Origin of the sequence: Mariniflexile aquimaris (assembly GCF_042676825.1) — a bacterium.
In the GTDB taxonomy this organism is placed as follows: Bacteria; Bacteroidota; Bacteroidia; order Flavobacteriales; family Flavobacteriaceae; genus Mariniflexile; species Mariniflexile aquimaris.
In genome coordinates, this window is the sequence record NZ_JBHTIB010000040.1 from 21,905 (window position 1) to 37,971 (window position 16,067).

Below are 16,067 nucleotides of genomic sequence, written 5' to 3' on the forward strand. Positions count from 1 at the left end.
AACATACATTTGCAAAATATTTTTTAGTTATGATTTACAGATTTAGAGTTATACTTGACAACGATGTTGATGATGATGTGTTTCGCGATTTAGAAATTAGAGAAACCGATACACTTGAAGATTTACACAACATTATTACCCAATCTTTTGGTTTTGATGGTACCGAAATGGCATCCTTTTATTTAAGTGATAACCAATGGAATCAAGGTGAAGAAATCTCGTTATTCGATTTAAGTGAAGATGCTTCGGCTCGTTTAATGGCCGAAACTACGATTAGCGATGTTGTTTTCGAAATGCAACCTAAACTTATTTATGTTTACGACTTTTTAAGTATGTGGACCTTTTTTGTTGAATTGGCTGAAATTGTTGAAGAATCGCAAGGTGTCGATTATCCAAACTTAATGTTTGCGCATGGTCAAATTCCAGATACAGCTCCAGAAAAATCGTTTGATGCCGATGACGACTACGACGATTTTGACGAGTTCGAAGACGAATTAGACTTAGAAGATTACGACAATTTAGATTTCGACGAAAACTGGAATTAAACCCAATTAACTATATCCTTTCGGTTTTACATCTTCATAATTTCGATTTAAAAAGTTTAGGGCATTTTTTAAAATTTCGCCCATGTTTTTACATTTCTTAAACTTTTTATCTTGTGTATAGCTATAAATCGTTTTTTTCAACATATTCACGTTTTCATCATACGAAATATTATCTACAGCCATACAATCTAACAACCTTTGTATTCTATTAGAATAACTTTTTAAACGCTTTACTAATATAGAGCGTTCTTCGATTTTGTATTGGTCTATAGAAAGTTTTTGAAACGTTTCAGAAACCAATTCAACCATTTTTAAATTTTCTTTAAAAAACTGAGGTCGATAAATATTAAACTTCCCTTCAAAAGATTGCTGGTCGAAATCTATAGCTCTAATTTTATAAACAACCTGATCAAAATCGTGGGTTGGCACAATCACGTAATTGTACGAGCGCATATCGCCTAAAAGTCTAATCATGCAACGCTCATTAAATTTCACAAACTCTTTGGCTATTTGAGATCGTTCGGATTTATCGCATTTCGGAAGAAAATTTTTAATAAACTCATCTCCCGGGATTCCAGCAATATGCTCTTCAATCAACGTATCTTTATAAACCAAAAAATTTAAATTGTATGGCGATAAAATATGCTCTAATTCTAAACCATAAATACGCGATGCATCGGCTTTTTTAATATAAAAATAAGTGAAATTATCGTTTAAAATATTTCGAATTTTAATTCTAAAAGGCTTCGAATTTGCAAAAGAGCAAAAATCAATAGCATCGACACTTAGAAAAGGCAAAGTGTTTTCATTCCCATCAGAGTGCAAAATAGTGTACACTTTTTTTAAAGAAACATCAATTTCTTGTCTATCAAATTCATTATAGTAAACCCGAATCCACAAGGTGTCGTTATCCTCTTTATCATATACCACAATCGACCCTTGAAAACGTAACAAATCATCATAAAAAATTGGTAATTTTATGTTTCTGTTGTATTCAGTTAGGTACTCACTCAGCTCAGACGAAATAGCATACGATGGCTTTCGTTTCGAAATTTTTAAATCTTGCATATATTAAAACTTATTCAAATTTAAAGCTTTTTACTAGTAAATTCAACTACTACACTAAATTAAATTTATCAATTTGGGCGCTAGCTTTATCCTGAAACAAGTTCAGGAACCAGGTCGGGCTTTTCATTACATTCTTTTTTTCGTGCCTCAAAAAAGGATTTCTCCCGACACTTCCGAGCAATCCCTAATTCGAAAAAACATCAGCAAACCTGTTTATTTTAACAAACATGTAACAAAAAACTAGAACTATCGTCATACTTTAGTAACTAATTATCGTACAATCTTCATTCTATAAAAAATACAATTTGGAGCCAATACTTACAATAAGCAACCTCACCAAAAGATTTGGATATTTAACCGCCGTAAAAGATTTGTCGTTTACCATAAATAAAGGCAATGTTTACGGCATTTTAGGTCCAAATGGCAGCGGAAAATCTACTACGTTAGGAATTGTTTTAAATGTGGTAAACAAAACGCATGGCGATTTTAAATGGTTCGATGGGCATACCACAACCCACGATGCTCTAAAAAAAGTGGGCGCCATAATTGAACGACCAAACTTTTACCCATACATGACAGCTGCCCAAAACCTGAAACTTGTGTGTAAGATTAAAGGCGTAGCGTATAATAAAATAGAAGAAAAGTTAGAAATTGTTGGGCTTTTAGAACGAAAAAATAGCAAATTTAGCACCTATTCGTTGGGTATGAAACAACGTTTAGCCATTGCTTCTGCCCTATTGAACGAACCAGAAATTTTAATTTTAGATGAGCCTACGAACGGACTAGACCCACAAGGCATTCATCAAATTCGAGAAATTATAAAACAAATTGCTGCCGATGGTACTACCATATTATTAGCATCGCATTTACTGGACGAAGTCGAGAAAGTATGCTCGCATGTTGTAGTACTTAGAAAAGGCGAAAAATTGTACTCTGGTAGAGTTGATGAAATGATTTCCAGTCATGGCTTCTTCGAGCTTAAAAGCAATCAGCAAAACGAATTAATAAAATTTATTGAAAACCTACCAGCCATTGGAAAAGTAAAAGTGAAAGATAATCTAGTAACGGCATTTTTAAACGAACCTTTAAAATCAGACGATTTTAATAAATTACTATTTCAAAACGGTATTACACTCACACATTTAGTGCAACGCAAAGAAAGTTTAGAAGAACAATTTTTACAACTAACGGACAAAAATTAATACCAAAACCAGCCAAATGTTACGATTACTAAATTTAGAATTACAAAAGTTATTACTTAACCGAACCAGTACCGTTCTTATCTTTATTTCATTCGTTTTACCATTCTTTGTTATTTTACTGTCCTCGTTTAAAATAGATGTTTTCGGCTTTTTCACACTAGAATTAGGCGAATTAGGCATTTTCAACTTTCCGTTAATTTGGCATATCACTACTTTTTTTGCATCGCAATTCAAGTTCTTTTTTGCCATCGTAGTGGTAAGCATGATTGGAAACGAATACAGCAATAAAACACTAAAACAAAACCTAATAGATGGACTTAGTAAAAAAGAATTTATACTATCTAAATTTTACACCATTGTCTTCTTTTCATTAATTTCTACCATTTTAATCACTCTCATTTCATTTTGTATTGGTTTGTATTATTCAAGCTATAACGAAGTCGCTATTATTCTTAGAGAAACCAATTTTTTAGTCGCTTATTTTGTTAAACTTACAGGCTTTTTTAGTTTGTGTTTATTTCTAGGAATGTTGGTAAAACGATCAGCATTTGCATTGGCTTTCTTATTCATACTTTTTATTATAGAATGGATTTTATTCGGCTTAATGGCGTGGAAAATTAATGGAGACATGGCAGAAAAAATTCAGAATTTCTTTCCTTTAAAATCAATGTACAAACTTATAGACCAACCGTTTCAACGTGTGGTAATGACAAAATTTCCCGATAAGGCCAATTTAGGCTACGATTACGCAGTACATTGGTATGAAATTGCGATTGTTTTAGTTTGGACTGCCATATTCATCTTTTTATCGTACAGATTATTAAAACAGCGCGATTTATAATATATTTGGTAGCTGTGCTATAAAAAATGAAAAATCCCTTACTAATTTTAGCCTTTTTGGGCAGTATCCTTTGCTTCGGGCAGAAAGAAGCTTCTAACTGGTACTTTGGAGATAATGCTGGTATTCGCTTTAACGCTAATGGTACCGTAACCGAATTAACAAACGGACAATTAAGCACCATTGAAGGTTGCACAACAATATCAGACGCCGATGGCAATTTATTATTCTATACCGATGGTCTTACCGTTTATAACAAAAACCACAATACCATGTCTAATGGTTATGGTTTATTTGGAGATCCATCAAGTACACAATCTGCTATTGTAGTTCCCAAACCCCTAGACTCAAATATTTATTATATTTTTACGGTTGACACGGCTGTTTCTAACACCGACCCAGACTATGGCTTTAATTATTCTATTGTCGATTTATCTCTAGATAGCGGACTAGGAGCTGTAACAGTAAAAAATAGCAATCTGCTTCAAGAAAGTTCCGAAAAAGTGACTGCAGTGGTTAAAGATTGTATTAGTCAATCCATTTGGGTAATTACATTTGCGCCAAATGGTTCCGGATTTAATAACACGTTTTATGCCTACGAAGTTAGTAGCACAGGATTAAACACGACACCTGTTGCCACCACATTTCCAACACTAAAAGAAGATTCTAGAGGCTATTTAAAGTTGTCGCCAGATGGCACAAAACTAGTGTGCTCGAACGCGTCTTCTGGCTTATATATTTATGATTTCGATAAAACCACAGGCATCATAAGTAATGAGACGCCTATCACCATTAATTTTTCACTTAATGGCTCGAAACCACAAATATCGTATGGCGTGGAGTTTTCACAAAGCAGTGAATTATTATACGTAACAACTTATTATCCTACAACACAAAATGAAGGAAATACGGTTTCTGCCCAGTATGGCGCTCTATTGCAATACGATTTAACCTCAGCAAATATTAGCAATAGTGAAGTTGTAATAGATCATAGAATAACTTACCGCGGTGGACTTCAATTAGGACCGAATGGCAAAATATATAGAGCCATGAATTCAACTTACAATCAAGGTTCGCCCTATTTATCTGTTATAAACGCTCCCAATAATATCGGAACAGCTTGCAATTACACAAACAATAGCTTCCCGTTAAGCAATAATGCCAGACAAGGTTTACCGCCTTTTATCACCTCCTTCTTTTCAGAAAAAATTGATATCATTCGAAATACCACCACATTATTATCAACAGAGTTATTTTTATGTGATGGAGACAAATACACATTGAAATCGGACGATATTCCTGGAGCCACATATACATGGACACGTAACGACGTTTTGTTAGCTGAGTCTGATTTTGACTTAGAAATTGTGGAAGACGGATTTTATAAAGTATTTATAGACCCTAATACAGGGGATTGCGACAGCACCTTTGAAGGTGTTGCTTATGTTACCTATAACAGAAACCCGGTGGCATACGATTACACATTAACACAATGCGATGAAGATGGGATTCCTGGTGGATTTACTAGATTTAATTTAACCCAAGCCACAAGCTATCTTACAGGAAATGTAGCAGGACTTAATGCCCGATTTTATAAAGACTTGGCACGTACTGATGAAATTCTTAATACTAGTTCTTATAGCTTCGACGCCGATAACCCACAACCACTATATGTTGAAGTATATAATGTACAGACTTCCTGCTATGACACGGCAGTACTTACATTAAATGTTACTACAACCCAGATAAATGATTTTACTCCAACGCCATTATGCGATGAAATAGGCTCTGAAGATGGATTAAACACCTTCAACTTAAACAGCATTACCTCCGAAATGCAGTCTAATTATAATTTTATATACGCAGTAAATTATTATAAAAATTTCGACGATGCGCTTTTAGAACAAAATGTTTTAAATACAACTTATAAAAATATAAGCCCATATTCTGAAACCATTTACGCCCGCGTTGAAAATACAAATAGTTGCTTTGGCATCATTAAAGTTAATTTGGTAGTTAATAAATTACCAAACATTGAAACTAAAAGTACTACCTATTATTGCTTAAATAAATTTCCAGAAACCATTACTCTTAATGCTGAAATTATTAACGATTCGCCAAATAATTACACGTACAATTGGTATACTGGTGAAAACACCTACGACATTCAAATTAATAACCCGGGCACCTATACGGTTACGGTTTCTTCGGCAGATGGTTGTAGCAAAGACAGAATAATTACGGTTGAAGCTTCGAACATTGCAACTATTGATGGTTTTAATATAACAGATGCCTCACAAAACAATACGGTCGCCGTATTAGTTTCTGGCGAAGGGAGTTACGAATACAGATTACTCGATGAAAACAATTCGGTATATGCAGATTTTCAAAGTAGTTCTGTTTTCGAAGATGTAAAGCCCGGTTTTTATACAGTTTCAGTTAAAGATATTAAAAACGATTGTGGGATAATAAACGACCAAATATCCGTAATAGGTTTTCCTAAATTTTTCACCCCAAATGGTGATGGTTTTAATGATACATGGCAGGTTTACGGGGTTTCAAAAGCATTTCAACCCAATACAATCATTCATATTTATGACCGATATGGCAAATTATTGAAAGAATTAAGTCCGTTAAGCGAAGGCTGGAATGGAATAATTAATGGTGAAATCTTACCTACCGATGATTATTGGTTTTCGGTAAAACTTCAGGATGGAAGAATCTATAAAAATCATTTCGCGTTAAAACGTTAAATGAATACAGAAAATCGAAATTAAAATGCACGCTCCCTATTTATTTTGCATGTCAGCTAAATAATATCTAATTTACGGTTGTATTAAGGAAATGTAACTTCCTTTTTATTACCCAAATAAAGTTAAGTGAAAAAACACCTGCATAACGCAATTGTATCAATGCTCCTCATCTGGAGCTGCGGTGTTATGTACGCGCAACAAATTAATGTTGATAGTTCTGTAAGCTTACAACAACTTATTGAAGATAACTTAGTACAAAACAGTTGCGTTGATATAACTAATATTACGTCGTCTGTAAACGGAAGTTCTAGTGGGTTTTCTAGTTATGCTTATTTTGACCGAGGCAGTTCTAACTTTCCTTTTCAAAATGGGATTATGCTTTCTACAGGAAATGCTGCTTCTGGAGGAAACGGAACCATAACACCAACGCTTAGCGAAGGGGCTTCTAACTGGGGAACAGACCCAGATTTAGAAACGGCACTTGGCATATCTAATACGCTAAATGCAACATCTATAGAGTTTGATATTGTATCAATTTCCAATCAATTACAATTTAATTACCTATTGGCTTCCGAAGAATATTTCGGTATCAATCCATGTCAATTCTCCGATGGCTTCGTCTTTTTAATCAAACCAACGGGAAGCACCGGACCTTATCAAAATATAGCTTTAGTACCTGGCACCTCAACACCTGTAAATACCAACACTATTCATAATGAAATTTACGGCGTATGTCCCGCACAAAACGCCCAGTATTTTGATTCTTATGGTAATCCAGACACCAACTATAATGGAAGAACAACGGTGCTTACCGCTTCGGCAACCATAATTCCCAACGTACAATACCATATAAAATTAATAATAGCCGACCAAACCGATTACGAATCGGATTCTGCTGTTTTTATTGAAGGCAATAGTTTTAAAATTTTAGATTTAGGCCCCGACATTACAACATGTGCAAGCTCGACCACTTTAGATGCCGACATACAAAATCCGCTTGCCTCTTATGCTTGGTATAATAATGGAATGCTCATTCCAGGTGCCATTAGTCCAACGCTAAGTGTTGTTCAAAACGGCACTTATAAGGTGGAAGTATCCGTGCCTTTTAATAGCATGAATTGTGTTGAAGAAGATGAAATTGTAGTAGTTCTAAACACTGAAGAACCTATAAGTCCCATAACAGATTATCCGTTGTGTGATGATGCCAGTGGTAACGGTACTGAAATTTTTGATTTATCTACCAAAAGCGCAGAATTAGTCAACAATATACCTTTTACCAATTTTACGTTTAGCTATCATTTATCAGATTTTGATGCCAGAAGTAATATTAATGCTATAACAGCGCCTATTGCCAATACCGCGAATCCTCAAACAATTTATGTAAGAATCGATGATTTAGATAGTAATTGTTTTGCTTATACAACCTTTAATTTAATAGTAAACGCAGTTCCAAACATTGTAAATCCTACCGATTTAGAAGTTTGCGATAGCGACGATTTTCCTGATGGCTACGCTATTATTTATTTAACTGATAAAGATGAAGAAATAATTAACGGACAAGCTAATTTAGTGGTATCCTACCACCCTACTCAAAACGATGCAAACAATGGCACTAATCCCATCGTCTCGCCGTATATCAATTCCAACACACCAACCAGCACGGTTTATATTCGTACCATTAATACCCAAACTGGTTGTGTTAACACTTCGGCAACCTTAAATGTAAATGTTACCATAAGTCCGATTGTAGACAGAGATACGCGTTATATAGACGCCTGCGACCAAGATCATGATGGTTTTGCTACTTTCGATTTAACACAAATTATAAACGATATTGAAAATGGTTTAACTGGTGTTACTTCCAGCTTTCATGAAAGCTATGATGATGCCGTTTCAGGCTCCAACGCTATTCAAAACCCTACCAGTTATCAAAATACAAATTTTGAACAACAAACAATTTATGTAAGAGTTGAAGATAATGCGACGGGTTGCGCTTCTATTGTTCCGTTAGAAATCCATACCAACCTATTACTAACCGCAACAGATACAGGTGATTATGCTTTGTGTGATGATAACGCCATTAATAACGACACCCTTGCATTTAATCTAAATACGGTGGAAGCTTATATTGCCAACGATTTGCCCTTCCCTATTTCTGTAACATTTTATGAAACCGAATTAGACCGAGATAATGACACGAATGCATTACCAAGAAATATTTATTACGAAGCCGAAAGTCCAACAGTGCTTTATATACGACTAGAAAACACCGATACAGGCTGTGTGGATTACGACGATATTACCTTATTGATAAATCCTATTTTATTATTCAACCCCGCCGATCCTGTACCTTACTGTGACGATAATGATGATGGCATTGTTGACATCGATTTACACACGCTAGACGATCTTGTAACTAATGGTAATATAGCATTTGCCGCTACTTATTTTACAAGTGCGACAGATGCAGAAACCAACGCTAACGAAATATCCTTTTTTACGAATACCAATGCTACCGAAACCTTATTTGCGCGCATCGAAAATATTGCCACCGGTTGCCATACCGTTAATTCTTTTGATATTGAAGTAATAATAGCTCCAACAGCCTCACAACCCAATGATATTATTATTTGCGATAACGACCAGGATGGATTTTCAATTATTAATTTAGATGCTAAAATTCCGGAAGTGGTTTCGAGTACAACGGGTTTAAATATAAGTTTTCACACCTCGTTTAGTGATGCCGACTCGATGACAGTCGTCAATCCGATTCAAAATACCACATCCTATAACGCAAATACACAAACGGTCTACATTCGAGTGGCAGATGCCATATCTGCAACAGGCTGTTATGCCATCGTACCATTGCAGGTTATTGTAAATACCTTACCTAATATTCCTGCTATAAGCAATTACCAGATATGCGAAGACGATGGCGATATCTATGCTAACTTTTTATTATCCGAAAAAGATGCCGAAATTTTAAACGGACAAACAGGTAAAGAAGTGTATTATTTTGAAGATGCTGCTTTTACTATCCCGATAGATAAAAACTTAAATTATGTGAACAAAACCAGTCCGCAAACCGTTTACGTGAGAGTTGAAAATATAACCGACCCTAGTTGTTCTGCAACCTCATCATTTATAATGCAAGTATCACCAGACCCTATTTACAGTCCTATAATAGATTATTTGGTATGTGATGACGCGAGTAATGATGGTAAAAACACCTTCAATTTAACTGATAAGCGAAATGAAATTGCGCAAGGTTCAACCGATAATTTAAATATTTCATTCCATTTGACGCGTACACAAGCCGAATCAAAATCAAGTCCGTTACCAGCACAATACACCAATGCAACCAATCCGCAAACACTCTATGTTAGAATAGAGAGCAACGATTCTTTTTGCTATGTCATAGAAGAATTAGGCATCAATATTATTGCAGCTCCAGATATTTCGGAAGTAAAAGCACCTTTAATTGCATGTGATACCGATTACGATGGATTTACACCTTTTAATTTAGAAAATGCCGATTTTGATATTAACGATAGAGTTAAAAGCAATCTTATTATAAATTATTTTGAAAATTTAAACGATATCAATCAAAATGATGGCTTAGATAATTCGAATGAAATTTCAAATCCTACCTCTTTCATTTCAAACACTCAAACCGTTTATATTAAAGTCGCAAACACATTAACAGGTTGTTTTAGCGTTATTCCTTTAGAACTTCAGGTACATCTTCCACCACCAACAAATACTGTAGGCACCATAGAAATTTGTGATAATGATACCGACATCTACGATTTGCAATTGGTAGATGCCATGATTGTAAACGATCCTACGGATATTACAATTTCGTATCATAACACACAAAATGACGCAGACACTAATACCAACGCACTGCCGTACACGTACAATTATACCGCAAGTTCGCATACTCTTTTTGTTAGAGTTTCCAATAACATAACTGGCTGTGTTATTACGCCTTCATTCGTGCTACAAATAAACCCAAATCCAGTGGCTAATAATGCCCCAGATTTAATTTCTTGCGATGATGATTTCGACGGTTTCTTTGAATTCGACCTCTCTGCGAACGCAAGCATCATACTGGGAAGTCAGAATTCAAGCGACTATACACTTACTTATCACAGTTCGTTAACCGATGCCCAGAATAAAGCAAATCCTTTAAATACTTTACACGACGCCACAAATGGAGAAATTATATATGTAAGGCTTGAAAATAACGCAACAGAATGTTACGATACCACAGAATTTGCTACCCGTGTTGACCCACTTCCTGTTATTCCGATAAACGATTTGGTTCCTTTTTGTAATGATAATACGCCTTTAGTCATTGATGCCTACACCGGAAATCCAAACGACACTTATTTGTGGTCTACCGGAGCAACAACTGCTCAAATAATATTAAACGACGCCTCAGAAATTGGCAATTACTGGGTTACAGCTACCACACCTCATATCATTTCTAACGATTGTTCTTTTACTAAGTCGTTTACCGTAATTGAATCGGAAGTGGCCACCATTAATTTTACAACAACAGTAGATTTTGCTGATCCTAATAGCATAACGGTCGACGTAAGTGGTATAGGTGATTATGTTTATATTTTAGATGATGGCGAACCGCAAACTTCTAATGTATTTAACAATGTAACTTTTGGTGTTCATTTGGTAACCATAAGAGATTTAAATGGTTGTGACGATGTAACAAAAGAAGTGGTTGTAATTGATATTCCTAAATTTTTCACACCAAATAATGATGGCACGTTTGATACTTGGCACATTGTAGGCATCGAACAACTTCCCGGAACGGTGGTTTATATTTATAATCGCTATGGCAAATTACTTAAAACCTTGCCCGATTCCATTATAGGTTGGGATGGCACATTTAATGGCGAAAATATGCCTTCAGACGACTATTGGTTTGTTGCAAAAGTGAAGCAAAATGGTAATTCATTCGATGTTAAAGGTCATTTTTCATTGAAGCGATAATTTTATAACAAACAAAACAGCTAAAAACAATTATATTTGACCAGCTATTTAGTATAAATGAAACACTTAGTCTTCTATATTTGTTTTCTATTCTCATTGAATTTTTACACTCAAAATGTTCAAGTTGATAGTCAAACCTATTCCCCGCAACAACTCATTGAAGATATTTTAATTAATAGCAGCTGTATTACCAATGTTAATGTTACCAACGTAATTGGGGGAAATTTTAATGGTACAGACCAAAGCTATGGATATTTTAATGCCAACGGAAGTTCATTTCCGTTCCAAAGTGGCATCGTTTTAAGCACAGGAAAATTATCAAACGTGCAAGGCCCAAACACATCATTAAGCGACGATAATGCCTTAAATTGGGGTGGTGATGCCGATTTAGAAGCTATTTTAAACGAAAATAATACCACCAACGCCACTATTATAGAATTTGATTTTACATCGGAAGCTTCGCAAATTAGTTTTAGATATATTTTTGCTTCGGAAGAATATCGAATAAATAACGCCAATACTTGTAAATATTCCGATTTATTCGGCTTTCTTATCAAAAAGGTGGGTGACACCCAATACACCAACATCGCATTAATTCCCAATACACAAACCCCTGTAAAAGTAACCACCGTTCACCCCGATATTCCTAATGGTTGTCAAGAACAAAACCAGACTTATTTTGGTAGCTGGAATAACTCCACGGCACCCATAAACTTTAACGGACAAACCGCCATACTCACCGCAACTGCCAATACGATTCCTAACGAAACCTACCATGTAAAACTTGTTATTGCAGACGAGCAGAATTACCGCTACGATTCCGCCGTTTTTTTAGAAGCTGGCAGTTTTAAATTTAGTACCGATTTGGGTGCAGACAGATTAATAGCTACTAATAATCCACTCTGTGATAATGAAACATTAGTACTTGACGCTTTTCAAACGAATGCCACCTCATACAAATGGTCTAAAAATGGCATTGAAATTATTGGAGAAACCAATAATACCTACACAGTTGTTGATGCAGGCACATACAATGTTGAAGTTACCTTGCAGGGCAGCTGCATTTCTTATGGTGAAATTAATATTGAATACGCTTCAAGCCTCCAAACAACCCCTTGTTTTTTAGATTTTTGCGATAATGATACCGATGGAATAACCTTTTTCGATTTACATGTAGTCGATCCTTATTTTACGCTTCCAGGCAATCCGTTATTACAGGTTGTCAATTATTTTTTAACCGCGAATGATGCAACTCAAAATATCAACCCAATCCCGAATCCTAATAGCTTTATTAATACAACACCAATGCAAGTTGTATTTGCTAGACTAGAAAACGACTATGGATGTTTTGCCGTAGAAACATTAACATTACGAGCAAATTACACCAATTCAAGCATTACAACTTTTGACGCTTGTGATGATGATGGCGATGGCTACACCTCTTTTAATTTAAATGAACTGCGCCTTCAAATTCAACCCGAAGTATCACAAAATGTCCCAATTACATTTTACAGTACCTATAGCGATGCAGCCAACCATACCAATCAATTAAGCGATTCGTATATTAATACATCCGCCTTTACGCAAAACATATACGTAAAAGCCAAAGATGTTTTTTGCGAATTATTTACAAGCATCACTTTAAATGTCAACACACCCCCGCAACTTTTACCCGAAGAAGAAATACTATATTGCTTAAATAGCTACCCACTAGCAATTACTTTAAATTCCGGATTGTTAAATGGCACAGGAAACAATCCAACGTACCAATGGTTTTTAAATAATGTAGCTTTGGCTGCCACATCAGAATCTATTTCCATTAACGAAACCGGAATTTACACAGTTTTAGTTACTTTTTCCAACACGTGTTCGGCTAGTAGAAATATAATTGTGACTGCTTCAGAAAAAGCAACCATTACCCAAAACGATGTGAGTGTTGTCGAGCTTTCAGAAAACAATTCCGTAACAATCAATACTTCAAATTTAGGTAACGGCACTTACGAATTTGCCTTAAGAGAAGTGGGTTCTTCCTTTATAGATTACCAATCTGAACCTGTTTTTAATAACGTAAAACCCGGTTTTTACACCATTTACATTCAAAATTCTATTTGCGGAATTACCACTATCGATATCTCAGTGATAGGTCATTCAAAATATTTTACTCCAAACAACGATGGTTTTAACGATTATTGGCAAATAAAAGGACTAAACACTAACAATCAACCAAATAGCATCATTTTTATTTACGATCGCTATGGGAAATTAATAAAACAATTAGCCGCTAACTCGATTGGTTGGGACGGTACTTTTAATGGTAAAATATTGCCAACAGACGATTATTGGTTTAAAGTTATTTTAGAAGACGGAAGAGTTTACAGCGGACACTTTACCTTAAAACGATAAAACATTATTTGGGCGTTCCCTTGCAGGTCGGGTTATCAGCTATATCTTTTGGTTTTTTAGAAAACCAAAAGGATGCCGCTTCTACCCCTAACGCGCCATGTCAGTAATGTGACTTACCAATTCAAAAACCACGATTATCAACCACATAAATTTCAAAATTAATCCGCTTAAATTTCACATTCCAACAACTTTAAGTAATTTAGACACTTAAAATACTTTAGGTATTTAAAAGCATATGAAATTTAAGATTGAATCGGAATTTAGTCCTACCGGCGATCAACCAGAAGCTATTAAACAATTAGTTGCTGGAATTCGCTCTAATGAAAAATATCAAACCCTTTTAGGTGTAACAGGTTCTGGAAAAACGTTTACAGTAGCTAACGTAATCCAGGAAGTTCAAAAACCAACACTTGTGTTAGCCCACAACAAAACGTTGGCGGCTCAATTATACTCCGAATTCAAGCAATTCTTCCCCAATAACGCGGTAGAATATTTTGTGTCCTACTACGATTATTACCAACCCGAAGCATACATTCCGGTTTCGGGCGTTTATATAGAAAAAGATTTATCGATAAACGATGAAATTGAAAAACTGCGTTTAAGCGCCACCTCTTCCCTACTTTCTGGCCGCAGAGATGTGTTGGTAGTCGCTTCCGTTTCTTGTATCTATGGTATTGGAAACCCGGTTGAATTTCAAAAAAATGTCATCACGCTAAAACGCGATCAAATTATTTCACGAACAAAATTATTACATCAACTGGTGCAAAGTTTGTACTCGCGTAGCGAAGGTGAATTTAATCACGGAAACTTCAGAATTAAAGGTGATACCGTGGATATTTTTCCAAGTTATGCCGATGATGCGTTTAGAATTCACTTTTTTGGCGACGAAATTGAAGATATGGAGTCGTTCAACATTGAAACCAATCAGGTGATAGAAAAGTACGATTTACTCACAATTTACCCAGCAAATATGTTTGTAACATCGCCCGATGTGTTGCAAGGAGCTATTAAAGAAATTCAGGACGATTTGGTAAAACAACACGATTATTTTAAAGAAATCGGGAAACATTTAGAAGCCAAACGCCTTAAAGAACGTACCGAATTCGACTTGGAAATGATTCGCGAATTAGGCTATTGCTCTGGTATCGAAAACTATTCGCGCTATTTAGATGGGCGCCAACCCGGAACGCGACCATTCTGCTTATTAGATTATTTTCCTGAAGATTATTTAATGGTAGTCGACGAGAGTCATGTTACCATTTCACAAGTGCATGCCATGTATGGTGGCGATAGAAGCAGAAAGGAAAACTTAGTAGAATACGGATTTAGATTGCCCGCCGCTATGGACAATCGTCCGCTAAAATTCGAAGAATTTGAGGCGATTCAAAACCAAGTGATTTATGTGAGTGCGACGCCTGCCGATTACGAGCTTAAAAAATCGGATGGTATTTATGTGGAGCAAGTCATTCGTCCAACCGGATTGTTAGATCCGGTGATAGAAATTCGCCCTAGCTTAAACCAGATTGACGATTTAATTGAAGAAATTCAGCAACGGGTAGAAAAAGATGAACGTACTTTAGTTACAACGCTTACGAAACGTATGGCCGAAGAATTGACGAAATATTTAGAAAGAATTCAAATTCGATGTAGATATATTCATAGTGATGTGGACACTTTAGAGCGTGTAGAAATCATGCAAGATTTACGTAAAGGATTGTTTGATGTTTTAGTTGGGGTTAACTTACTTCGTGAAGGGTTAGATTTACCTGAAGTATCTTTAGTAGCCATTTTAGATGCTGATAAAGAAGGTTTTTTACGTTCGGCGCGTTCACTTACCCAAACCGTTGGTAGAGCCGCTAGAAACCTAAACGGTAAAGCCATTATGTATGCAGATAAAATAACAAACAGCATGCAAAAAACTATTGACGAAACCAATTACAGACGCGAAAAACAAATAGCCTACAACACAAAACACAACATCACACCCAAAGCATTAAATAAAAGTCTGGACAATGCGCTTTCTAAAAATTCCATTAGTACCTATAGCTACGAACTGGAAGCCAGAAAAGCTGCCGAACCAGAAAGTGACTATTTAAGTAAACCGGAGTTAGAAAAGAAAATTCGTGAGAAACGGAAACTTATGGAAGAAGCCGCTAAAGCATTAGACTTTATCGTGGCTGCTAAATTGCGTGATGAGATAAAAAGTTACCAGAATAAACTAGAAAAGCTAAAAGTTTAACTT

8 protein-coding genes are annotated in these 16,067 nt (G+C 35.6%); 7 read left to right on the forward strand and 1 reads right to left on the reverse strand.

All coding sequences use genetic code 11. The features are described 5' to 3' along the window. Positions 1–29: 29 nt before the first annotated feature. Complete coding sequence (locus ACFQ0I_RS17185; protein ID WP_379944223.1) at positions 30–545, forward strand: IS1096 element passenger TnpR family protein; 516 nt, start codon at positions 30–32, stop codon at positions 543–545. A 6-nt stretch (positions 546–551) separates the two neighbouring features. Here the strand turns inward: ACFQ0I_RS17185 and ACFQ0I_RS17190 are convergent, their stop codons facing one another. Beyond that, a complete protein-coding gene (locus ACFQ0I_RS17190) occupies positions 552–1,613 on the reverse strand; it encodes a hypothetical protein (protein WP_379944224.1) in 1,062 nt (353 codons plus the stop codon). A 305-nt stretch (positions 1,614–1,918) separates the two neighbouring features. On the opposite strand from ACFQ0I_RS17190, the gene ACFQ0I_RS17195 reads away from it, so the two are divergent. From ACFQ0I_RS17195 to uvrB, 6 genes are all read left to right on the forward strand, one after another. After that, entirely contained in the window at positions 1,919–2,815 is an 897-nt protein-coding gene (locus ACFQ0I_RS17195; protein WP_379944225.1) for an ABC transporter ATP-binding protein, read from the forward strand. Between the two features lie 16 nt (positions 2,816–2,831). Next, on the forward strand, positions 2,832–3,656 hold the full coding sequence (locus ACFQ0I_RS17200; RefSeq protein ID WP_379944226.1) for an ABC transporter permease: 825 nt from the start codon (positions 2,832–2,834) through the stop codon (positions 3,654–3,656). A gap of 26 nt (positions 3,657–3,682) precedes the next feature. Then, complete coding sequence (locus ACFQ0I_RS17205; RefSeq protein ID WP_379944227.1) at positions 3,683–6,406, forward strand: T9SS type B sorting domain-containing protein; 2,724 nt, start codon at positions 3,683–3,685, stop codon at positions 6,404–6,406. 126 nt (positions 6,407–6,532) lie between these two features. Then, positions 6,533–11,422: a T9SS type B sorting domain-containing protein gene (locus tag ACFQ0I_RS17210; protein WP_379944228.1), complete on the forward strand. Its 4,890-nt coding sequence runs from the start codon at positions 6,533–6,535 to the stop codon at positions 11,420–11,422. 57 nt (positions 11,423–11,479) lie between these two features. After that, positions 11,480–13,825, forward strand: a complete 2,346-nt coding sequence (locus tag ACFQ0I_RS17215) for a T9SS type B sorting domain-containing protein (RefSeq protein WP_379944229.1) — start codon at positions 11,480–11,482, stop codon at positions 13,823–13,825. Between the two features lie 235 nt (positions 13,826–14,060). Beyond that, the gene (gene uvrB / locus ACFQ0I_RS17220) at positions 14,061–16,064 is read left to right on the forward strand and encodes an excinuclease ABC subunit UvrB (protein WP_379944230.1); all 2,004 of its coding nucleotides are present in this window, start codon (positions 14,061–14,063) and stop codon (positions 16,062–16,064) included. Positions 16,065–16,067 lie beyond the last annotated feature (3 nt).